Raw genomic sequence first — 21,539 nt, forward strand, 5'->3', positions numbered from 1 at the left:
GCACCGCACCCGGTTCAACTGCAAGCAGCACGCTTGATCGTCGCAGCTTTTGCGCCGAAACTTGGCGGGCGGATATTCGGACAGGCGGGGCGGGACGCAATGAGCAGCGAGATCGATGCGGCGGGCACGCTGGCGGCGGGCGGCTTGGTGGCGGCGGCGCTGGACAAACAGGACGCAAAAGCGGGCGAGGTGCAGACGATCTGCCCCAACTGCGAAACCGCCATCATCGGCCATTATTGCCACGAATGCGGGCAAAGCGCCCACCTGCCGCGTTCGATCGGGCACATTTTTCACGACATCATTCACGGCGTCCTGCACTTCGACAGCAAGGGCTGGCGGACACTGCCGATGCTGGCGCTGCGCCCCGGCACGCTGACCCGCGACTATGTGGAGGGGAAGCGCGCCCGCTATGTCGCGCCCTTCTCCATGTTCCTGTTCACCGTGTTCGTGATGTATTTCACCTTCGCCATGGTCGGCGGGCCCAATGTCAATTTCGCGGACGCGGTGCAGCTCGATCCCAAGAGCGTCGAGGCGGCGCAGCAGGAGCTCGTCTCCGAAACCGAAAGATTGAAAGCGCTCGAGGCGAAGCTGGCCGCGGCAAGGGCAAAGCCGGAGCCTGTCCCCGGCGAAGCCGCTGAACTCAAAGGCCAGATCAACGAACTGCGCACCGAGATCGGCATCATGAAGGCGACGCTTGGAACGATGGGTGTCGTGCCGCGAGACCCGGAGAATCCCGACGCGCCGCAGCCCCCGGACTGGCGCGAAGCGCTCGCGAAGGCCGCCGACACGGACATGAAAGTCGATACCGGCAACCCCGGGCTCAACGCGAAGCTCAGGAAGGCGCTCAAGAATCCCGAGCTGCTGTTCTACAAGATGCAGCAGTCCGCGTATAAGTTCTCGTTCCTGCTGGTGCCGCTGTCGCTGCCCTTCGTGTGGCTGCTCTTCCCGTTCCGGCGAAACACACATCTCTACGATCACGCCGTCTTCACGCTCTATTCGCTGTCGTTCATGTCGCTTCTGTTCGTGTTCGCGGTGCTGCTGGCGCGTATCGGCCTCATCAGCTTCCCGAATGCCATGGCGATCAGCATGTTCGTGCCGCCCATCCACATATTCGTGCAGCTGAAGGGGGCGTACGGCCTCAGCGTCGGCGGCGCGCTCGCACGGACGCTTCTCCTGTCGATCTTCGCGATCGTGGTCCTCGTGCTGTTCATGCTTGTCGTCATGGCGCTCGGCGCGGCCTGAGGACGCCGCCCGACCGCTTCCATTGTCAGCCCCGCAGGCTTCCGCTATGGCGGGTGGTGTGTTTCTCCGCCTCGGGCGCGCGCCAGCACCGGTGCGAACCGGGGCGGTGCTTTTTTCAGAACTCCGAATCGAGAAGGTCCGCCGATGTCCCGCCGCCGCCAGATCTACGAAGGCAAGGCCAAGATCCTTTATGAAGGGCCGGAACCCGGCACCATCATCCAGTATTTCAAGGACGACGCGACCGCCTTCAACGCCCAGAAGAAGGGCACGATCAACGGCAAGGGCGTCCTCAACAACCGCATTTCCGAGCATATCTTCACGCTGCTCGGACAGATCGGCATCCCCACGCACTTCATCCGCCGCCTCAACATGCGGGAGCAGCTCGTGCGGCAGGTGGAGATCATTCCGGTCGAGGTGGTGGTGCGCAACGTTGCTGCCGGCTCGATTTCGAAGCGCCTCGGCATTGAGGAAGGCACGCCGCTGCCGCGTACGATCCTTGAATATTATTACAAGGACGATGCGCTCGGCGATCCGATGATCACCGACGAGCATATCGCCTGCTTCGGCTGGGCGACGCAGGAAGAGATGCACGACGTCGCCGACATGGCGATCCGCATCAACGACTTCATGTGCGGCCTGTTCGCGGGCGTCGGCATCCGCCTCATCGATTTCAAGCTGGAGTTCGGCCGGCTCTGGGATGGCGATTACAGCCGCATCATCCTTGCCGACGAGATCAGCCCGGATGGCTGCCGCCTGTGGGACAGCACCACGAACGAGAAGCTGGACAAGGACCGCTTCCGCCGCGATCTCGGCGGCGAAGTGGAAGCCTATCAGGAGGTCGCGCGCCGCTTCGGCCTGCTCCCCGAAGGCTCGGTCTCAACGGTCCTCGACCTCGACGAGCACCGCAAGGCGAGGGGCAAGAAAGACAGCTGAGGGGCCTCCGGCCTGTCTGCCGTTTTTTTACACTTTTCGGCAGCGCTTCGGCTAAGTCATTGACTTAATCCAGTGGCCTCTTTCTTGCATGGATCTTCCCGTAACAGGGAAGGGGTCTCGAAATGAACGCATCCAGAATTCTGGCACCAGTGGCGTCTGTCTTACTGTCCGCGTCTCCGGCATTGGCCATACCGAGCATTTCCATTGCACCTGGCGACAGCCCCGCTGGCGGCTATCTGCCTCTTTCAATTTTCGGCATCGCCCCCGTCGCGGGCATGGGCGACGAGACCATCGTCAATTTCACGACCTCCTCGTTCGTCTTTGGAGGAGAAACATGGGGCAGCGTGGGGATATCCAGCAACGGCTATCTGAAGGTGGGCGGTGCTACCGGGGCGGACAGTGCCTCTATCAACACCGCCCTGCCTGGCGCGTCCGCTCCCAGGAATATCCTGGCTCCTTTTTGGACCGATCTTGATTTTAGCCTGGGCGGCGCCTTCCGCATTGGAACGCTGACGGACGGCGTAGACACCTGGCTCGTCAGCGATTGGGATGGCGTGCACGGGTTCGGCAGCCCCGAAGCCTATTCCTTCCAGGTCTGGATCGGCATCAACGGCGTAGAGGACATTACGTTTACCTATGGTCCGCTTGGCGCACTGCCCGCGAACCTCACGATCGGAGCGCAGGACGCCTCCGGCACCGTCGGCGACACATGGTACTACAACGGCATAGGGACAGCGCCCTTTAACGGCATGCAACTGCGCGTGAGCTCGCTCGATCTGCCGGTCGACGTTCCTGAACCGGCGGCGCTTGCATTGTTCGGCCTCGGCCTCGCCGGTCTCGCCCTGACGCGCCGGCGCAAAATCAAAGGCTGACGGACTATCCCTGAACGGGTCGAGATGCCGTCCAGGGCGAGGCGAAAATGTTGGATTTCGAGAACCGGCGCGCAGCGGACTTTGTGTCCGTGAGCACCGGAAGCGCGGAAAGCCGCCGTTTGCAGCCCGGCTTGGGCGGCATCTCGGCCCGTTCAGGCGTTCAGCGGCGTTTGGCGCGCTTCTTCTTGACCTGATATCCGCAGATGATTCCGAACAGGAACGCGCAGAACAGCGCGATGTGCAGGTTCGAGCCGCGCATCTGGCCGAGGATGTCCTCGTAATAGACGAACAGCGCCACGAACATGGCGGCGGCGAGAAGGCCCATCAGCCGTCCTTTCGCCAGGCGGAAATGATGCCGAACAGGAACGACGCGACAAGCGCGAGCTGTACTTCCTGATCGTGCGTCAGCCACGGAAAGATATAGCCGCCGACAAACTTCTCGGCGGTCGCGAACAGCAGCACGAACAAGGCAATGGCGAGATAGTCCACGTGCCCCAGACCCCGAACTGAGAATGACCCAGCCGTAACCATAGGCGCTCAGGCTTAACAAAACCCTCATGTCCGCGCTTTCGAGGCCCATTTGGGCGTTGCGGCGCGGCGCGGGGAACGCCATAAGGCGCGCCATGAAAGCCAAAGTCTATGTCACGCTGAAAAACGGCGTCCTCGATCCGCAGGGCAAGGCCATCTGCCACGCACTCGAATCCCTCGGGTTCGACGAGGCGCAGGACGTGCGGCAGGGCAAGTTCATCGAGCTCGAACTGGCAGATGGCACAAGCGAGGCGCGCATCGAGGAGATGTGCCGCAAGCTGCTCGCCAACACCGTGATCGAGAACTACCGGATCGAGATCGCCTGAGATGAAGAGCGCGGTCATCGTCTTCCCCGGCAGCAACTGCGACCGTGACATGGCGGTCGCGCTCCGCGAGGTGACGGGGCGGGCGCCCGCGATGGTCTGGCACCGCGAGACCGTGCTGCCCGACGTGGACGTGATCGCGCTTCCCGGCGGCTTTTCCTACGGCGACTATCTGCGCACCGGCGCGATTTCGGCGCAGTCGCCGATCATGGCCGCGGTGAAGCGTGCCGCCGAGCAGGGCCGCTTCGTGCTCGGCGTCTGCAACGGTTTCCAGGTGCTTACCGAAACGGGGCTGCTGCCGGGCGCGCTGATGCGCAACGCCGGGCTCGATTTCGTCTGCCGCGACGTGCCTTTGACGGTCGAGAACACGCAGACGGCGTTCACGTCGGCCTACAAGGTGGGCGAGACGATCCGCATTCCGGTCGCGCACCACGACGGAAATTATTTCGCCGATGGCGCCACGCTCGACCGGATCGAGGGCGAGGGCCGCGTGGTCTTCCGCTACGCCGAGGACGTGAATGGGGCGCAGCGCCGCATCGCGGGCATCGTCAACGAATCCGGCAACGTGCTCGGCATGATGCCGCACCCGGAACGCGCCATCGAGGCAGCGCAGGGCGGCACAGACGGCCGCCGCCTGTTCGAAGGCCTCGTGCAGGCGTTCGTCGACGCGTGAACACGGCGGGCGACATGGCAGGCCCGCTGATGATTTTCGGCAGCCCCCGATCGGGCACGACCTGGGTCGGCTCGCTGTTCGATTCGCATCCCCGGACGCTCTACCTTCACGAGCCGGACGTCATCGAGAAGGAACCGCGGCTTCCGTTCGTGCCCTACGGCGATCTTCCGGCCGATATCGACCGGATCACACGTGACTACTTCGAGCGGCTGGCCCACAACCGCTCGCTGCGCAGCGTCCACACGCCGACGCTATTTCCCAAAAGCTACCGCAGCGGCATCGCCGATCAGGCGCGCGCCGCGATCGTCCGCGCACTGCGCGCGGTCGATGCCGTGCTCCCCGCCGTGGGCCGCAGCCGCAACCTTCAGGTGCCCGATCTCACGAACGCGGGCGAAACGCCGTACCTCGTCATGAAGTCGGTCGATTCGATCCCGCGCCTCCCCGTGTTCGCGCGCGCGCTCCCGGGCGTGAAGTTCATCTACATCGTGCGCCACCCCTGCGGCGTCGTGTCCTCGAAGCTGCGCGGCGCCGAGCTCGGCAAGATGGGCGCGGCGACGCTCTATTCGGATGTGCTGGCGCTGCCGCCCGCCCGCGCCGCCGGGCTCGACAAGGCACGCGCCGATGCGATGACGGATATCGAGAAGCTGGCGTGGGATTGGCTCATCACGAATGAGTGGGTCCACAGCGAGATCGCCGAGCTCCCCAACGTCTACACGCTCGTCTACGACCGGCTCGCGGCGAACCTCGACCCCGAGGCCGCGTCGATGTTCGACTGGGCGGGGCTGGACCGCCCGACGCAGGTGCAGGCCTATTTCGATCGTCTGCGCGGCTTCGATGGCACCGGCGACCGCTATTTCAGCCTCAACCAGAACCCGGCAAAGTCCGCCGCGAAATGGCGGCAGGAACTGAACGCCGAGGCGCAGGAAACCGTCGGTGCGATCGTTGCGGGTTCCAGCGTCGGCAAGCTCTTCGGCTACTGAACGCCGCTCGGACGGCTGCCCGGCCAACCCGCGATCAGCGTTTCCAAGCCTGCATACAGATCTGCGTCCGCCCCCGTGAGCAGGCGCTTCGCGCGCGTGCGAATCTCGGTGCGGTCCGGCTCGTCCGTCAGATACGGCGCGGGTGACTTGCCGTCGACGCGCGCCAGCAGCAGCGCCGCCGTGAGCGCCCCTGCGCGCCGCATCAGCGCATCAGCATCCTCCCAGGCGATGCCCGCACGATAGGCCTGCGCCATTTGCGTGGCGGACGCCGTCAGCGCCACCGCGTGCGGCCTCAGCCACACCGCCTTCAGCAGAAGATGCGTGGTGCAGAACGCAAGGTCGAATGCCGGATCGCCATACACCGCGCATTCGGCATCCAGAAACACGGGGCCACCGGGACCGGCGAGGATGTTCTTAGGGCTGACATCGCCGTGGACGAGCGCGACATGCCGCGCTTCGAGATCGGCCGCGAGCGCCCTGAGACGCGGCGCGACCCCCGCATCGTGCTGTGCGACATGGAGCAGGAAGGGCTCGACGCGCAGCGCATGAAACATCGCGCCCGTATCGAAATCGGCCGCGATCGCGGGGTCGTTTGCGGTCGCGGCATGAATGCCGACGAGCGCTTCGCCGACCTTCGCGGCGAAGCCCGGATCGACACGCCCGGCGATGAGTTCGTCCTTCCAGACCGGGTGCTGCGCCGGCTCCAGAAAGCGCATCGCGAACAGATGCTCTTCGGGCACTTCGGCGACGATCGTGGGGACGATTCCGGGTGCGAACGCGCCGACGCGCCGCAGCCAGCGCACCTCGCTCTCGGCGCGCTCGACGGGCGCGAACCAGTCCGCCTGCACGCGCAGTTTGGGCAGCGCACGCTTCACGGCGATCGGCCCCGCCGCGGTATCGACGCGCCACACGTCGCACGATACGCCGCCCGAGAGCGGCGTCATACGGGGCACCTCCCCGCGGGCGACAAGTCCGCAGGCGCGCAGGTGTTCGATAACGGTTTCGTCTTGCACGGCGCAGAGGCGTCCTTTCACACGTTTTCGCGAAGCTTCGGCGCTAAGCTCTCACGTCGCTCAACGTCGGCGCGTCCTTCGCTTCCTCGGCCAGATTGGCGATCACACGGCGCAGCAGCGATTGCAGCGCATCCACCTCCGCGTCGGATAGCCCCGCCGTCGCGAGATCATGCACCTCCGCGTTCATCGGCACGAGAACGTCTTCAAGCGCCTTCGCATGGTCCGTGAGGTGAATATAGATCTTGCGGCGATCGATCTTGCACTTCTCGCGCCGCACCAGCCCTGCCGCCTCAAGGCTTTTCAGCGCAACCACCGTGGTCGGCTCACGCATCCCGACGCGCGCGCTGAGTTCGCGCTGCGTAATGCCGTCCTCAAGCCAGAGCTGGCGCAGGAAGCGCCACTGCCCCGCGGAGACGCCATGCTCCAGCGTGCGCCGCTCGAGCGCGCGCGAAAACGAGCGGAACATCACGCGCGAAAGATAGCCGATGCTGTTCTCCGGCAGCCTGTAATACGCTGCGGGCTGACGCGTGACCTTGGGTTTCGACACCGTAAAACTCTCCCTGTGCCGGTGCTACACGCTCGCCTTGAAGGGCGTGAAATCGGTCTTGCGGTCGTAGACGTCGAGACCTTCGCGCCGCTTCAGGAAGCCGACCACCGCATAGGTTACGGGCGTCAGGATCGCTTCCCAGCTTACTTTCAGCACCCACTGCGTGATGAGCACCTTCAGCACAAGGTCGTTCGTCCAGCCCGCCGCGCCGAGGAAAGCGAGCGGATAGAAGATCAGGCTGTCGACGCCCTGCCCCGCCACAGTGCTGCCGATCGTGCGCGTCCACAGGTGCTTGCCCCCCGTCCACACCTTCATCTTTGCCATCACGTAGGAGTTGGTGAACTCGCCCGCCCAGAAGGCGACGATGCTGGCGAAGACGATGCGCGGCACCTGCCCGAACACCGCCTCATAGCTCGCCTGTCCGGTCCAATCGGCGGCGGGCGGCAGCGCCACCACCACCCATGCCATGAACGCCATGAAAATGAGCGCGGCGAACCCCGCCCAGATGCAGCGCCGCGCCCGCGCGTAGCCGTAAACCTCCGTGAGCACGTCGCCGAGCACGTAGCCCACGGGGAAGAACAATATGCCCGCGCCGAACGGCCAGTCGCCGATGCCGGGGAGGTCGACCACCGCCACCTTCCCCGCGCCGAGCACGTTCGACAGCAGAAGGATGGTGACGAACGCCGCCATCACGAAATCGAAGTAGCGCAGCGGCCGCCCGTGCAGCGACTCCGCCTCCACGGCGCGGGGCGTATGCGCGCTGTTCACAGTTTGTTCTCCATGCGCTACACTCCCGCTCATGCGCCCCGATTCGCTGCTCCGCTGGCTGTTTCTCGATCTGAACAGCTATTTCGCCAGTGTCGAGCAGCAGTTGCAGCCGGCACTGCGCGGTAAGCCCGTCGTCGTCGCGCCGGTGGATACGGACACGACAAGCGCCATCGCCGCGAGCTATGAAGCAAAGGCCTTCGGCATCCGCACCGGCACGCCGATCTGGGAAGCGAAGCGCCTTTGCCGCGACCTCATCGTCACCCCCGCGCGCCACAGCGCCTATGTGGAATACCATAACCGCATCGTCGCGGAGGTGGACCGGCACATCCCCGTCACAAAGGTCTGCTCGATCGACGAGGTCGCCTGCCGCCTGATGGACAATGAGAACGACCCGGCGTTCGTCCGCGATCTCGCGCGGCGCATCAAGGCGGGCATCGCCGCGAACGTCGGCGAATATCTCAAATGCTCGATCGGCGTCGCGCCGACGCGCCTCGTCGCCAAGATCGCCTGCGACATGCAGAAGCCCGACGGCCTTACTGTTATCGAGGCGCACGAGCTGCCGGAGCGGCTCTACGCCCTCAAACTCACCGACATCCCCGGCATCGGCCGCAAGATGGAACGGCGCCTCGCCATAAAGGGCGTGCTCACGATCCGCGACCTCATCGCGCGCGGCCCGAAGCGCGCCGGAGAGGCATGGGGCGCGGTGAACGGCGACCGGCTGTGGTGGACACTCACCGGCCACGAGGTGCCCGACGTCGAGACCCAGCACCGCTCGATCGGCCACAGCCAGGTGCTCTCGCCCGCGAAGCGCGACCCCGTCGCCGCGCTCGCCACGGCGCGCCGCCTGTGCCTGAAGGCCGCGAGCCGCCTCCGCCGCGAAGGCTATGCCGCGCGCAGCCTGCTGCTCCACGCCCGGCTCGAGGACGACGGCAAGTTCGGCGCGCACCAGCGCCTGCCGATGACGCAGGACAGTTTCAGCTTCCTGCGCACGCTCGAAGCGCTCTGGCCCCGCCTCGCGGCGCAGAAGCAGCGCATCCGCATGGTCGGCGTCACGCTCGCAGAGATCGCGCCCGCCGGCCACGAACAGGGCGCCCTCTTCGATCGCGACGATATCGACCACGCGCTCGCCCGCGAGGCGCGCGGCCTCCGCCTCAGCGAGGCGATGGACAAGGCGAACGCGAAGTTCGGCCGCAACGCCGTCACGCTCGGGCCGCTGATCGGTGGCCGCATCGACCAGGTCGGCGCGAAGATCGCCTTCCACCGCATCCCCGACATGGCGGAGTTCCACGAATAGGCGCTGGAACCGCGCGCGCCGCCTCGCTATGAGCGCGGCCATGACCGATATCATCACGCCCGAGATCGTCGCCGAACACGGCCTGACGCCAGACGAGTACGAAACCATCCTCGCTGCGATGGGCCGCACGCCCAACCGCACCGAGCTTGGCATCTTCTCGGTGATGTGGTCGGAGCACTGCTCCTACAAATCGAGCCGCATCCACCTGAAGACGCTGCCCACCGAGGCGCCGTGGGTGATCTGCGGCCCTGGCGAGAACGCGGGCATCATCGACATCGGCGACGGCGACGCCGCCATCTTCAAGATGGAAAGCCACAACCACCCCTCGTTCATCGAGCCGTATCAGGGCGCGGCGACGGGCGTCGGCGGCATCCTGCGCGACGTGTTCACGATGGGCGCGCGGCCTGTGGCGAACATGAACGCGCTGCGCTTCGGCGCGCCCGATCACGCGAAGACGCGCCACCTCGTCGCGGGCGTCGTCCACGGCATCGGCGGCTACGGCAACTGCGTGGGCGTGCCCACCGTGGGCGGCGAGGTGAACTTCCACCCGGCCTACAACGGCAACATCCTTGTGAACGCCATGACGGTGGGCGTCGCGAAGACCGACAAGATCTTCTATTCGGCCGCCGCGGGCATCGGCAATCCGGTGGTCTACGTCGGCTCCAAGACCGGCCGCGACGGCATCCACGGCGCCACGATGGCGTCGGCCGAATTCACGGACGATTCGGAAGAGAAGCGCCCCACCGTTCAGGTCGGCGACCCCTTCACCGAAAAGCTCCTCATCGAAGCCTGCCTCGAACTCATGGCGTCGGACGCGATCGTCGCGATTCAGGACATGGGCGCCGCGGGCCTCACCTCCTCGTCGGTCGAGATGGCCTCGAAGGGCGGCGTCGGCCTCGAGCTCAACCTCGACGCCGTGCCCTGCCGCGAAACCGGCATGGTGCCCTATGAGATGATGCTCTCCGAAAGCCAGGAGCGCATGCTGATGATCCTGAAGCCGGGCCGCGAGGCCGAGGCCGAAGCGATCTTCCGCAAGTGGGAGCTCGATTTCGCCGTGATCGGCACGGTGACGGAAACCGGCCGCCTCGTCCTCACGTTCAAGGGCGAAACCGCCGCCGACATCCCGCTCGCGCCCCTTGCGGACAAGGCGCCGCTCTACGACCGCCCGCACGTCGAAACGCCGAAGCGCGCACCGCTCGCTGACGTGCCCGAAAGCGCCGACCTCACCGCCGATCTCATGACGCTCGTCGGCTCGCCGGACATCGCCAGCCGCCGCTGGGTGTGGGAGCAGTACGACCACATGGTCGGCGCCGACACCGTGCAGCGCCCGGGCGGCGATTCGGCGGTCGTGCGCGTCCACGGCACGCAGAAGGGCCTCGCCATCACGACGGACTGCACCCCGCGTTACTGCTTCGCGGACCCGTTCGAGGGCGGCAAGCAGGCGGTCGCCGAAGCCTACCGCAACCTCTCGGCAGTGGGCGCGACGCCGCTCGCCATCACCAACTGCCTCAACTTCGGCAACCCGCAGCGCCCCGAGATCATGGGCCAGTTCGTCGGCTGCGTCTCCGGCATGGGCGCGGCGTCGAAGGCGCTCGACTTCCCCGTCGTCTCGGGCAACGTCAGCCTCTACAACGAGACGAACGGCGTCGGCATCCTCCCCACCCCCGCCATCGGCGGCGTCGGCCTGCTGAAGGACTACACAAAAAGTGCCACCATCGCCTTCAAGGCCGCAGGCGAGCCGATCTGGCTCGTCGGCACGCGCGCTGAAGGCCACCTCGGCCAGTCGATCTGGCTCCGCGAAATCCACGGCCGCGAAGACGGCCCGCCGCCCCCGGTCGATCTCGCTGCCGAGCGCAAGGCAGGCGAATACGTCCGCAAGCTCATCGCAGAGGGCAAGGCAACCGCCGTCCACGACATCTCCGACGGCGGCCTCCTCGTCACCATCGCCGAAATGGCGCTCGCAGGCGGCACCGGCGCGACGCTCGACGCCCTCACCACCGCCGAGGCCTTCGGCGAAGATCAAGGCCTCTACGTCGTCACGGCACCCGAAGACACGCTGGACGGCACGGCAGTGCCGGTGAAGCGCATTGGCACGACCGGCGGCGACGCCGTCACCGTGGGCAGCGCCTCCGTCAGCCTCGCCGCACTCCGCGACGCTTATGAGGGCTTCTTCCCGACGCTGATGGGGCGGGATAGCGCCGTCTAAACAGCGCATCACGCCCGAAAGGAGGCGTAGGATGGAAACGCTGGCCGGTGGCTGTCATTGCGGCAATCTGGGCCTTGCGGTCGCGCTCACCGCTTCGGCGGGAGACTACGTGCCGCGCGTTTGCGATTGCGATTTCTGCTGCAAGCACGGCGCATCCTATGTTTCGGATCCTGACGGCAGGCTTGAGATCAAGGTCCGCGATCCGCAGCTTCTAGGACGGTACAGGCAAGGCAGCGGCGCGGCTGAAATGCTCGTCTGCCGCAACTGCGGTGTTCTCGTCGGCGCTGTCTATCGCGAAGGCGATACGTTGCTCGGCGTGGCCAACGTCCGCGCTCTGGACGCTGGCTCCACGTTCGCGGCCGCGCAGCCGGCCTCTCCTCAACGCCTTGGCAGAGAGGAAAAGGTCGACCGCTGGAAAGCCATCTGGTTCGCCGACGTCACGATCGCCGCACCGTGAAGCCTGCGTCTGCGTGACCCCTCACTTCGCGGCAGCGAGCCGCCTGTACTTCTTCAAAATCGCCCGCAGTTCCGCGTGCGGCAGGCGCTGGATGGTGTAGCCGTTGACGCCGGTCAGCGTGTCCGCTGCCACCAGCACGTTGGTGATCGCCTCTTCGGTCGCCTGCGTCGCCGCTTCGAAGATCAGCGTCAGCTTGTCGTTGGGCATCGTCTCGACGCTGATGACATTGCCGCCCACGCTCTGCACATTTGCGTTCGCGGTCGAGAAAGCGACGAAGATGTCGCCTGAGCCGTTGCTGCCCGCGTCGCCCATGCGGCCCATGCCCGCCGCCGCGCGCTTGGCGAGGCGCTTCAGCTGATGCGGCAGCATCGGTGCATCCGTTGCCATCACCACGATGATTGAGCCGTCTCCCGGCGCGACGCCGTTATTCGTCGCCGCCGCCGTTTGCGTCCCGCGTGTTTCGGGGAGGTACTTGCCCGCGAGTTCCTCGCCCACCGGCGCACCCGCCACGCGCAGCCACGGCCGCATGCCGAAGTTGCACTGCACGAGCACGCCGACCGTGTAGCTCTTGCCATCCATTTCGACCACGCGCGAGGCCGTGCCCGTGCCGCCCTTGAAGCCGAAGCACTGCATCCCGACGCCGCCGCCGACATTGCCCTCGGCGACCGGGCCGGATGCCGCGGTCTGGATCGCGCGCAGCGCGTGCTCGGGCTTCACGTGGAAGCCGTTGATGTCGTTCAGCATACCGTCGTAGGTTTCGGCCACCACCGGCGTGAACCACGCCCCCGGCCATTTCACGTCCGCAAGCCACCCCACCACCGCATCGCGCACCACGCCGACGCTGTGCGTGTTGGTGATCATCATCGGCCCGTCGAAATAGCCGCGCTCCTCCAGCCACACCGTGCCGGTCATCTCCCCGGCGGCGTTGCTGGTTTCCCAGCCCGCGTACACGGGCGTGCGAGACTCCTTGCCGCGCGGCAGCACGGCGGTCACGCCCGTGCGCACCGGCCCCTTGCCGCGTTCCAGCTTGCCCTCGCCCGAAATCAGGCTGACGTAACCGACCTCGACCCCCGCAACATCGGTGATCGCATTGTTCGCGCCCGGCTTCCCGGCAAACGGCACGCCGAGATCCCGCGCGCGCGGCCCCTCCGCACTCGCCGCGCCCGCCAGAAGCATGCCCGCGATGATCGCCGGGAATTTCAGATAGTGCATGTCACGTCCCCTGCCCTCGATATGGGCAGAGCATAACGCCTTGATCGCGGAAGGAAACCTGGGCTCCGGCCGTCAGGGTTGTTGGCGGCTAGCTGCCGTTCACGCACGCCCGCCGCACCTTCTCATGCTGCGCGCGCGTGGCGCTCTCGCGGCGGGAGAATTCGGTGCGCAGCGCGTCGGCGCGTCCGGGGGGCTGGCATTGGCGCGCGTAGTTCAGCGCCGCATCCATGAACGTGGGCAGCACGGCATTCAGCGCGTCGAAGTTCGCCAGCATCTCCGTGCAGGCGGTTTGCTTGTCCGGGTAGGCCTTGCGCGTATCGAAATTGGAGACCGCCGCCGTGCGCTGCTGCGCCGCCACAGCCGCTTCACGCAGGGTCTTGCAGACCATGGTTTCGCGGGCGCCTTCGGGGGGCTTGCCGATCACGCTTGCATCGCTGGTGCCGAACTCGCGTGCCGCGACGCCGCGCAGGTCTTTCACGATGCCGCACTGTTTGAGCACGGCCGTGCCTCCCGGCGCACCGAGATCGACCTTCACCTCGCCGTCCGTCACCACTGTGGAGCGCGGTGCGCCGTCCAGCGTCCAGTCCACCACCGCGCACTGCTCGGTCGCGGTGCGGATGGTAAGCGTGCTGCCTTCGGTCAGCAACTCGGCCCGGCAGCCGCGCACGCGGACGGATGTGTCGCACGAAGGCCCCTCGGCCATCGCAGGCGTGGCCACGAACAAAAGCGCAGCGCAGAGCAGCGTCGACCGGATCATGCCCTGTTCCCCCATCGCTTGCAGATTAACACGCACGGGTTGGTGCGTCTCGCGGTCAGATGCGCCCGAAGCTCTGGTTGCCCGCCGCGCTGCGTATCTCGCCGCGGCGCTGCACGAGCGGATTCGTCTCGCGCTCAAGCACCTCCATCGTGCGGCGGAACAGCGGTTTCAGCCCTGCGACGAGCACGAGCAGTTCGTCGGGCGCTTCCTGATGTTCCACACAGCGGCGCGCGCCCATTTCGATGCGCTCGGTGAGGTCGCCAAGCGTCATCGCGCCGAACTGGCGGGCTTCGGATTTCATCGTGTGCGCGGGCATCACCATGCGCGCGGCATTGCCTTCGCGCTGCGCGGCCTCGATCTCGGCGACGGCCTTGGCGCCGTCTTCCCCGAAATAGGTGATGATCTTGATGAATCCCGCACCCATGGTGGCACGCGTCTTCTCGAAGACCTCGATGTCGACCACCGGCAAACCGGGGTCGGTGATGTCCAGCTTTTCCACGCGCGCGATCCTTACCTTATTCTGCGCGAGGATTGTCGGGCACGGGGGTAAAGTTTTGGTTTCCGCTGATGCTTGCCGAGGGGTTACGATCGCTATGGCAGGGCAAGGCCGAAGCTCGCCGGCGGCGGCTCGAAAAGTCCGGTAAAGCGTTGTAATTGCGCCGCATCCCCATCGATGCGCAGAATCCCTTTCTGCACGGCCTCCGCCGCCTTCACCTGCCCGCCGACAAGGCCAAGGAACACGCGGCGCGGGCTGGTGAGCGTTACCGACGGGGCCGCACCCTCCGTCCACGGCTGATGCACCAGCACGCGGTTCTTCACGCTCACGAGGCGGCGTTCGCCGCTGTCGGGGAGGATAATACCGATCGAAAGCTCGGCGCCCGCCGCCTTTTCGGGCGACAGGCGCACCGCCATCAGGTCGAGCAGGTCGGCAAGCGGCGTCGACATCGCGATTTCAGACGTGTCCGCGCCGCCGCCGCTCGTCGCGAGCCCGCGCAGCTCGCGCGCGCCGGACAGGTAGATGTTGCGCCACGGCGCGGTTTCCGTCTGCCATGCCATCTGCTCGAAGCTCGCGGCGAGCATGTCGCGTGCGCGGGCGTTCTCGGGTTCCGCCATCACGAGGTGGGAGAGGAGTTCCGCCGCCCAGCGCTCATCGCCCGCATTTCGCGCCTTCGCGGCCTCGCCGAGCACCTTTTTGGCGCCGCCCATCGCCGCGACGATGCGTTTGCCGCGCTCCACATCGGGCAACGGATCGAGGTGCGCGGGGTTGCCGTCGTAGTGGCCCATGTAGCGCTGATAGACGGCGCGGGCGTTGAACTTCAGCGAGCCGTAATGGGGCCGGTTGAACCAGGCCTGCCCAAGCTCCGGCGGAAGCTGGATCGCTTCGGCGATCTCGTCGCCATTCAGCCCTGCGTTCATCATGCGCACGCTCTGGTCGTGCAGGTATTTATAGGCGTCGCGGTGCAGCGCGATGGTACGCCGCAGCGTCTCGCCGCCCCAGCGCGGCCAGAAGTGCGAGGTGAACAGGACATCGCTTTTCGGCCCGAAGCGCGTGAGCGCTTCGGTCAGGTAATCCGCCCACACCTTCGCATCGCGTACCAGCGCGCCGCGCGGAGTCAGCACGTTGTGCATCGCGCCGTTCGCGTTCTCGGCAAGGCAGAGCGCGCGGAAGTCCGGCAGGTAGAAGTTCATCTCGGCAGGCGCTTCGGTGCCGGGCGTCAGCTGGAATTCGAACCGCACCCCATCCACCTCCGTCGTCTCAGCTCCCACCCGCACCGTATCGGTCGGCGCGATCAGGCTGTACGTCCCCCCGGCCACCACCGGGCCGAGGCCCGCCGAAACGATCCCTTCCGTCCCCCGCTCCAGCGCGCTGCCGAACATGAATGCCGCCCGCCGGCTCATCGCAGCCCCTGCGATCACGTTCTCCGAGATGGCATGTTCCATGAACCCGTCAGGCGCATAAATCCGCACCTTCCCCGCCCTCACGTCCGCCTCGTCCACGATGCCCCGCACCCCGCCGAAGTGGTCGATGTGGCTGTGCGTGTAGATCACCGCCGTCACCGGCAGGTCGCCGATGTGCCTGCGCGCAAGCGCGATCGCGGCGCGCGCGGTCTCCACGGTCGTCAGCGGGTCGACGACGATCAGGCCGGTCTTGCCCCGGATCAGCGTCATGTTCGCAAGGTCGAAGCCGCGCACCTGCCAGATGCCGGGCACCACCTCGAAAAGGCCGGATTCGCTCACGAGCTGCGCGTTCCGCCACAGGCTCGGGTTCACCGTGTCGGGCACCGCCCCGGCAACCTTCGCGTCGTCGGCGAAAGACCGGATCACGCGGCCGTCCGCCCCCAGCACATCGGTATCCGGCCGGGCGAGAAGGCCGCGCCGCGCGAAATCGAAGTCCTCGGTATCGCCGAACGGCAAGGCCGCCGCCACCGCACTGTTCGCAGCTTTCGTCGCCGCGCTCGGCGCTTCCGCCGCCGCGGGTTGCGCGGCCGCGAGCGCTGCCACGATCCAAAGGCGCATCATCCCGATCCTCCCTGTTTTGCGTTATGCTGCACGAATCAGGAGGAGGCGCAAATGGCGAAGGTGACAGGGATCGGCGGCGTATTCTTCAAGGCAGCAGACATCGCCGCGACGCGGGCCTGGTATCGCAACCATCTCGGCATCGACATGGGCGATTTCGGCAAAGTGTTCCGCTACGCCGATGCAGGCAAGGAAGCCTTCTCCATCTTCAGCGCGTTCAAGGCTGAAACGACCTACCTCGATCCCTCGCCGCACGGCATCATGATCAATCTGCGCGTCGACGACCTCGACGGCCTGCACGCCCAGCTTGAGGCGGGCGGGGTTCCCGTCGAACGCAAGGACGAGGACTATGGCAAGTTCGCGTGGGTGATCGACCCCAACGGCATCAAGATCGAACTGTGGGAACAGATTGGCCCGGCACCACCCGCCTGATGCGCCATGTGAGCAGACCCGTTTCCTCGGCGGCGATGCCCTGCTCGTCAGCGAACGCGGGGATGTCTCTTGCCGCAGCAGGATCATCGGCGACAAGATCGAACTCGGCTGCTTCGGGATGCTCGCGAAGCGCGCGTGCGAGCCGCAACACGGGGAGCGGGCAACGCATCCCGCGCGCATCCACCTGCACAGCGGAAGCGTCCGTCACGTTCAGCGAATCTCGAACAGTTTGATACCCCGGCTCGCGTAGAGATAGGCAAGCACGAGCGAGGAGAACAGGCGGCGCTTGCCCCGTCGCCCGCGCGCGATGAAAACCCCCTCGGGGTGCCGGTAGAGGTTCGGGTAAACCTCCTCCGCTTCCTCCACGAGCTGATCCTTCGCCGCCGTATCGAGCCCGCGCCAGCGCGAATAAACCCGGCGCTGTCTCCGCCGCTCGCGCAACATCAGCCAGAAAACCGCTCCGGCCGCCGCTAGACCAACCGCCAACGCGAGACCCGCCAACCACCGGCGTCCCACGTGCGTTTCCACCTCGCGCGGCGTGACAACCGTGTTGTCCGACAGGGCTTCGCCCTCCGCGCTTTGCCCCTCGCGCGCTTCGGCCTGTTCGTGCGCCAGATACTCTTCGACACGAAGCCCCATCACCGCCTTGATCGGGCCGTCCGCGAGGCGCATCTGATCGATCGTACCGTCGCCACCAGAAACGAAACCCTCGCCCGACGCGCCCACCGTGATCGCATAAAGCGGTCGCTCGGTGCATTTGACCTTGAGCGTCCGGGCACGCGCGGAGGAGCGGAACACCTGATATTCCCGAACGCGCGGACAGTTCACATCGAGCTCGATCACCGCTGCGGAAACGAGTTTTTCAAGCTCCTCGTCCCCGCCGCCGCTTTTCAGCGCGTGGAAAAGCCGCGTGGTTGCTGGCTGCAGCGCAAGAAGGCTGGGGTCGGGCGCGTTTTCCGCAGCCGGTCCAGCGGACTGCACGGGGGGTTCCAGCGTCTCCGGGTCGCCATCGAGCACGGCTTCGGGGACGACCGGAGGCTCGCCCGTCGCCACAGTCGGCGCGAGCATCAATGCGATCGCAACGAGAGCCGCAGTTGACATGGCGCCGATTGATACCGATGCGGCGGCGCCCTGTCAGCACGGAACAGCAACAATGGGTGCGGCGTGTTTGCAGCCCCTTCCTACGCGGCTTTCGCTCGCAGCATGTTGCAGAGGGCTCGATCGAGAACGGACGTGGTGATATGGCCGTAACGCGCAAGGCCGGTGAGCCGCGCCTCGGTCGCGGGGCCGAGCAGCGGGCGCAGCCCTGCGCGCAACATATCGACAAAGGCGGGCGCACGCTCCGTAAGGGTGCGGAGCTGATCCTCCGACACCTGCCCGTCCGAAACGGCCTTCACGATGGCATTGAACGCATCCGGGTCGGTGACGTGCGTTTGGGCCGTCGCCTGCAGGATCACGTCAGCGCGTCTGGTGAGCAGCGTTCCAGCCAGCACCATGGCGTTGATCTGATCGGCAAACGCTTCGAAACTCATACACGGCCCCCAATGGATGCTCAGGTCAGTTAGGGCTACCGCCGCACGCGGATAAGCCCCCCTCCGATCTCCCGGGCGACAAACGCGACGGACCGTTTGCATGGGGCGGGTCTCGTAACGCATTGCCGCCTTGAGCGCGATCCTTCTTGAAGGCCGCGCGGCACATTGCGGATGTTTTCGCATGAGCGCACCATTACAAAGGTGGCCCAGAGTGGTCGGCAACATAAACGACATCGCAGTCAGAAGCTGTTATAACGAACACGACAGCTGAAACGATCAGCGTCCATGTTGGCCTCAAGCCGTTCAAGCAGGACAATTCATCTCAGTGAACGACCGCATCAACGAGTCCCAACCCATCACACTCACCCCTGAACCTCGTCGTTATACGCAGGCGCGGGGCCGTGCGCGGCGGGAGGCGCTGCTCCAGGCGGCGCGCGAGTTGCTTCAGGAGCGAGAGATCGACGACATCACCCTGCCGATGGTGTCGGAGGCTGCGGGCATTCCGTCGAGCTCGACCTATCATTTCTTTCCAGATCTGCGGGAGCTCCTCAAGGAACTGGCGCGCACGATCTCCAATGAGATGGCAAGCGGAGAGCCGACCATCAACGCCGACGCCTCATGGCAGACGATCATCGGCACCTACCTTTCCGCTTCGGCGGACTATTTCAACGCCGACGCATCGGCCCGGCAACTTATCCTGGGCCCGCGAACGACACCCGACATCCGGCAAGCCGGTTGCCATGATGATTTCCGCTTCGGCGTGCAGCTCCACGCGGCGCTGAGCGAGCGTTTCCACCTGCCCCCGCTCGCCGAGCCGGTCGCCATCTTTTACCGCGCGATCGTCATCGCCGACGCTTTTTTCGCGTTGTCGGTGCTGGAGGATGGCATGATCACGCACCACATGCTGGATGAAGCGGTTCGCGGGGCGACCGCCTATCTCGGCAATTATCTGCCCCCCGTGCTGCAGTCCAAGCAGAGCCACTGATTCTTGATCCTCGAAAAGCACGGCACCGGCGCCCTCGACCGGTGACAGGGATCGAGAAGGGGGTTCAACGATCCCGATCGCCGAGCGGATTCAAAGCTTCATGGCCAGGATCTGTTTCGCTGCGCGCTCCCCCTCCAGCACCGCGGTCTCCCACATCTGCGCCCCCGACAGTTCGGAATGGCTGAAGGCGATGCGATGATAGGGATCGCGCAACACGTCCTTGCCCGCCTTCTTGCCTTCGCGGCCAAAATGGAAACCGGGCGGGGCGACCATGTACGCGTGGCCCTGCCGGTTGGTAATGATCCCAGCGATGTCCTTGTCGGCGTCGAAGCCATAAGGGCCGAACATCTTGGTGAACTGATCGCGGACCTGCGCCTCGATATCGGCATAGGACATGGAAAAGAGCATCATCCGCGCCTGCGTGCATTGATCGGGCCATTCGACGCCCGGCAACAGGAAGGGGATATATTGGGTGAGCACCACCGGTTTGTTCGGATCGAGCGGCTGTGGGTCATGGCCGTCGACGACGAGGTTGCGGCGAAGACTCGTCCACCAGCCGAGCCCTTCGAACCAGCGGACGCCCGCCACGCCGAGCTTGTCCAGAAACTTCCAGTTCCTGAGCGCCACGTTGATGACGAGCATCGGCGCGTGGTGGAACTCCTGCATCGCGGCGCGATAGGTGGCGTCGACATCGTGGCAGATGCGGCGATTGGCGTGCTGCTGCCCCGCGCAGATCACAGCCTTGCCACGCACGCTCACCAGCTGCCCGTCCTTGTCATAGGTGACGCGCACCGCCTTCGCCCTGGCGGGTTTACCTTCATGGACCACCGAGAGAACCGTGCTCGACAGGCGTAACCGCACCTTCTGGCCCGGCAGGTCGAGCTGTTCCCAAAGGACATTGCTTTCCATCAGCCCGTAAAGGCTCGCGTCACCGTCGAGCGCCTCCGGCTTGGCGAGCTTCAGGAAACGCTTCGCCGCGACCGTGTTGCCGCCGGGGAAAGTCGCAAGATAGATGGTGTCGGTCGGGTCGGCGCCGCCATGCTGGTAGCGATAATAGCCGATCACGCCCGGCATGAGATAATTATAGGCAGAATAGGCGGAAATAACGTCGCCGCCCTGGCCGCAGCCCATGCTGGCCATCACCGGGCTGAGCACGTCGAGCACGCCGTCGATGCAGTCGGTCGGCACTTCGCAGACGTTGAGCAGGAATTCCTTGTAGGTCATTGTGTCGAGCCATTCGGCCCAGTCCTCGCGGATCGGCGGGGTGCGATAGAGCTCGAGGTCTACCAGCGCCTTCTTGACCTTTTCCGGAATAGGGGCGTCGCGGAAGCCGTTTCGCCACGGATTCTTCACCATGCCCTTGCCCTCATAAAAGAAGGCGGTGTCGGCCATCTCCCAAGAGATGTGCATGGGGCCCCAGGCATCGCGCGGCACCAGGATCGGCTGGGAGAGGTTCTTCGGCTCCTGATAGACAAACTCCTCAGGATAGCCGAGTTCCTTGAGGAAGGGGCTGCCGAACCCGAACTTCTCTGCCGGGGCGAAGGGCACCACGATGCCGGTCGATCCCTGAGGCGCTGTGAGGCGATAGCCATCGACTTCAAACTCGTTCTGCTTGGCCTCTCCGCCGAAGATGGCATGCTGGTCGAGAATCAGGATTTTCGCGGAGGGATTGTCGCGGGCGGTGACGAAGGCGGACGTGAGCCCGGAAATACCGGCACCGACGATGATCACATCATAGAGGTCGTCGACAAGCGGGGCGTTGGCAACGTGCTTGTCGAGATCGCCGTTGCGGATATGGCCATGGGCCGCGTTAACAACCTCGTGGGTGTTGCCGTTCTTGCCGGCATAGTCCCCCACGCCGCCGGGGCCGGTCCAGTCGGGGCCGAGGTCCGCGAGCGGGCTGGAAACCGTCTGCGCCCCGGCGCTCGACGTCATGCTTGGCGCGGCCATGGTCAACAACGCCGCGCCCGAGCCGATCATCGTCCCGCCGACGAAATCACGGCGTGTCACTGATGGTGCGGCCTTGCCTTCCCCATTTTCGCTCATTTTCGGTCGTTCCTCCCGGCCCGGCTCATCGCCGGTACCGCTGGCACAGTGCCAAAGCTTGGAGCGGCTGGCAATCGAGATTCTCGATTCTGATTGACTATCTATTCCGCTTGGCTTTCGCGTGGCTTATGCGGTCGGCAGCAGCGTTTTCGACAGTTCAGCCCGGCAATAGGCGAAACTCATGATGGGTGGGCGCCGCTCCAGAATCGCCGCTCCGCGTGA

Annotated in this window: 24 protein-coding genes; 11 read left to right on the plus strand and 13 right to left on the minus strand. The window is 65.5% G+C overall.

Translation table 11 applies throughout. From position 1 onward, the window contains the following. Window positions 1-99 precede the first annotated feature (99 nt). The 3 genes from DFR51_RS11135 to DFR51_RS11145 all read left to right on the plus strand — a co-directional run bounded on the left by DFR51_RS11135 (window position 100) and on the right by DFR51_RS11145 (window position 3,047). Entirely contained in the window at window positions 100-1,242 is a 1,143-nt protein-coding gene (locus tag DFR51_RS11135; RefSeq protein ID WP_160119053.1) for a DUF3667 domain-containing protein, read from the plus strand. 144 nt (window positions 1,243-1,386) lie between these two features. Then, on the plus strand, window positions 1,387-2,175 hold the full coding sequence (gene purC / locus DFR51_RS11140; RefSeq protein ID WP_121051110.1) for a phosphoribosylaminoimidazolesuccinocarboxamide synthase: 789 nt from the start codon (window positions 1,387-1,389) through the stop codon (window positions 2,173-2,175). Between the two features lie 122 nt (window positions 2,176-2,297). Further along, on the plus strand, window positions 2,298-3,047 hold the full coding sequence (locus DFR51_RS11145) for a PEP-CTERM sorting domain-containing protein (protein WP_121051112.1): 750 nt from the start codon (window positions 2,298-2,300) through the stop codon (window positions 3,045-3,047). A 160-nt stretch (window positions 3,048-3,207) separates the two neighbouring features. On the opposite strand, the gene DFR51_RS19025 is transcribed toward DFR51_RS11145, so the two are convergent. Both DFR51_RS19025 and DFR51_RS19030 read right to left on the minus strand, forming a co-directional pair. Further along, window positions 3,208-3,372 carry a hypothetical protein gene (locus DFR51_RS19025; RefSeq protein ID WP_160119054.1) on the minus strand — a complete coding sequence of 55 codons (165 nt, stop codon included), beginning with the start codon at window positions 3,370-3,372 and terminating at the stop codon, window positions 3,208-3,210. Beyond that, window positions 3,372-3,536: a hypothetical protein gene (locus DFR51_RS19030; protein WP_160119055.1), complete on the minus strand. Its 165-nt coding sequence runs from the start codon at window positions 3,534-3,536 to the stop codon at window positions 3,372-3,374. The genes DFR51_RS19025 and DFR51_RS19030 overlap by 1 nt, the downstream gene beginning before the upstream one ends. Window positions 3,537-3,670: 134 nt before the next feature. Between DFR51_RS19030 and purS the strand changes: the two genes are divergently transcribed. From purS to DFR51_RS11160, 3 genes are read left to right on the plus strand one after another with little or no spacing between them, the layout of a single operon-like run. Further along, on the plus strand, window positions 3,671-3,901 hold the full coding sequence (gene purS / locus DFR51_RS11150) for a phosphoribosylformylglycinamidine synthase subunit PurS (RefSeq protein ID WP_121051114.1): 231 nt from the start codon (window positions 3,671-3,673) through the stop codon (window positions 3,899-3,901). A gap of 1 nt (window position 3,902) precedes the next feature. Continuing rightward, entirely contained in the window at window positions 3,903-4,571 is a 669-nt protein-coding gene (gene purQ, locus DFR51_RS11155) for a phosphoribosylformylglycinamidine synthase subunit PurQ (RefSeq protein WP_121051116.1), read from the plus strand. Further along, complete coding sequence (locus DFR51_RS11160) at window positions 4,568-5,551, plus strand: sulfotransferase (protein WP_121051118.1); 984 nt, start codon at window positions 4,568-4,570, stop codon at window positions 5,549-5,551. The genes purQ and DFR51_RS11160 overlap by 4 nt, the downstream gene beginning before the upstream one ends. Here DFR51_RS11160 and DFR51_RS11165 read toward each other — a convergent pair. The 3 genes from DFR51_RS11165 to DFR51_RS11175 are packed head-to-tail and all read right to left on the minus strand — an operon-like array spanning window position 5,545 to window position 7,879. Next, window positions 5,545-6,564, minus strand: coding sequence for a phosphotransferase family protein (locus DFR51_RS11165; RefSeq protein WP_243445506.1), 1,020 nt, complete (start codon window positions 6,562-6,564; stop codon window positions 5,545-5,547). The genes DFR51_RS11160 and DFR51_RS11165 overlap by 7 nt on opposite strands. Before the next feature lie 43 nt (window positions 6,565-6,607). Beyond that, window positions 6,608-7,111 (minus strand): MarR family winged helix-turn-helix transcriptional regulator, encoded by a 504-nt coding sequence (locus DFR51_RS11170; protein WP_121051120.1) that lies wholly within the window; start codon window positions 7,109-7,111, stop codon window positions 6,608-6,610. Window positions 7,112-7,135: 24 nt separating this feature from the next. Further along, the gene (locus DFR51_RS11175) at window positions 7,136-7,879 is read right to left on the minus strand and encodes a queuosine precursor transporter (RefSeq protein WP_243445507.1); all 744 of its coding nucleotides are present in this window, start codon (window positions 7,877-7,879) and stop codon (window positions 7,136-7,138) included. Between the two features lie 31 nt (window positions 7,880-7,910). Between DFR51_RS11175 and DFR51_RS11180 the strand changes: the two genes are divergently transcribed. The 3 genes from DFR51_RS11180 to DFR51_RS11190 are packed head-to-tail and all read left to right on the plus strand — an operon-like array spanning window position 7,911 to window position 11,836. After that, complete coding sequence (locus DFR51_RS11180; protein WP_121051124.1) at window positions 7,911-9,173, plus strand: DNA polymerase Y family protein; 1,263 nt, start codon at window positions 7,911-7,913, stop codon at window positions 9,171-9,173. A 40-nt stretch (window positions 9,174-9,213) separates the two neighbouring features. Next, a complete protein-coding gene (gene purL, locus DFR51_RS11185; RefSeq protein ID WP_420853136.1) occupies window positions 9,214-11,379 on the plus strand; it encodes a phosphoribosylformylglycinamidine synthase subunit PurL in 2,166 nt (721 codons plus the stop codon). A 31-nt stretch (window positions 11,380-11,410) separates the two neighbouring features. Next, window positions 11,411-11,836 carry a GFA family protein gene (locus tag DFR51_RS11190; RefSeq protein ID WP_121051128.1) on the plus strand — a complete coding sequence of 142 codons (426 nt, stop codon included), beginning with the start codon at window positions 11,411-11,413 and terminating at the stop codon, window positions 11,834-11,836. 21 nt (window positions 11,837-11,857) lie between these two features. Here the strand turns inward: DFR51_RS11190 and DFR51_RS11195 are convergent, their stop codons facing one another. From DFR51_RS11195 to DFR51_RS11210, 4 genes are all read right to left on the minus strand, one after another. Beyond that, window positions 11,858-13,048, minus strand: coding sequence for a DmpA family aminopeptidase (locus DFR51_RS11195; protein WP_121051130.1), 1,191 nt, complete (start codon window positions 13,046-13,048; stop codon window positions 11,858-11,860). A gap of 88 nt (window positions 13,049-13,136) precedes the next feature. After that, window positions 13,137-13,805, minus strand: coding sequence for a hypothetical protein (locus DFR51_RS11200; protein WP_126494478.1), 669 nt, complete (start codon window positions 13,803-13,805; stop codon window positions 13,137-13,139). A gap of 55 nt (window positions 13,806-13,860) precedes the next feature. Then, entirely contained in the window at window positions 13,861-14,304 is a 444-nt protein-coding gene (locus DFR51_RS11205; RefSeq protein WP_338068315.1) for an Hpt domain-containing protein, read from the minus strand. A 92-nt stretch (window positions 14,305-14,396) separates the two neighbouring features. Beyond that, complete coding sequence (locus DFR51_RS11210; protein ID WP_121051133.1) at window positions 14,397-16,325, minus strand: alkyl/aryl-sulfatase; 1,929 nt, start codon at window positions 16,323-16,325, stop codon at window positions 14,397-14,399. 51 nt (window positions 16,326-16,376) lie between these two features. Here DFR51_RS11210 and DFR51_RS11215 point away from each other — a divergent pair, with 51 nt between their 5' ends. After that, on the plus strand, window positions 16,377-16,754 hold the full coding sequence (locus tag DFR51_RS11215; protein WP_121051134.1) for a VOC family protein: 378 nt from the start codon (window positions 16,377-16,379) through the stop codon (window positions 16,752-16,754). Here the strand turns inward: DFR51_RS11215 and DFR51_RS19350 are convergent. From DFR51_RS19350 to DFR51_RS11225, 3 genes are all read right to left on the minus strand, one after another. After that, complete coding sequence (locus DFR51_RS19350; RefSeq protein ID WP_243445508.1) at window positions 16,708-16,962, minus strand: sulfurtransferase TusA family protein; 255 nt, start codon at window positions 16,960-16,962, stop codon at window positions 16,708-16,710. The two genes, DFR51_RS11215 and DFR51_RS19350, sit on opposite strands and share 47 nt — an antisense overlap. A 2-nt stretch (window positions 16,963-16,964) precedes the next feature. Next, window positions 16,965-17,855, minus strand: a complete 891-nt coding sequence (locus tag DFR51_RS19355) for a hypothetical protein (protein ID WP_243445509.1) — start codon at window positions 17,853-17,855, stop codon at window positions 16,965-16,967. Window positions 17,856-17,935: 80 nt separating this feature from the next. Continuing rightward, a complete protein-coding gene (locus tag DFR51_RS11225; protein ID WP_121051135.1) occupies window positions 17,936-18,286 on the minus strand; it encodes a hypothetical protein in 351 nt (116 codons plus the stop codon). A gap of 325 nt (window positions 18,287-18,611) precedes the next feature. Between DFR51_RS11225 and DFR51_RS11230 the strand changes: the two genes are divergently transcribed. Further along, complete coding sequence (locus DFR51_RS11230; RefSeq protein WP_243445510.1) at window positions 18,612-19,271, plus strand: TetR/AcrR family transcriptional regulator; 660 nt, start codon at window positions 18,612-18,614, stop codon at window positions 19,269-19,271. A gap of 90 nt (window positions 19,272-19,361) precedes the next feature. Here DFR51_RS11230 and DFR51_RS11235 read toward each other — a convergent pair whose 3' ends face one another. Next, entirely contained in the window at window positions 19,362-21,317 is a 1,956-nt protein-coding gene (locus tag DFR51_RS11235) for an NAD(P)-binding protein (protein WP_121051136.1), read from the minus strand. Between the last annotated feature and the right edge of the window lie 222 nt (window positions 21,318-21,539).

It is taken from the genome of Sphingosinicella microcystinivorans, from assembly GCF_003634215.1.
Taxonomy (GTDB): domain Bacteria; phylum Pseudomonadota; class Alphaproteobacteria; order Sphingomonadales; family Sphingomonadaceae; genus Sphingosinicella; species Sphingosinicella microcystinivorans.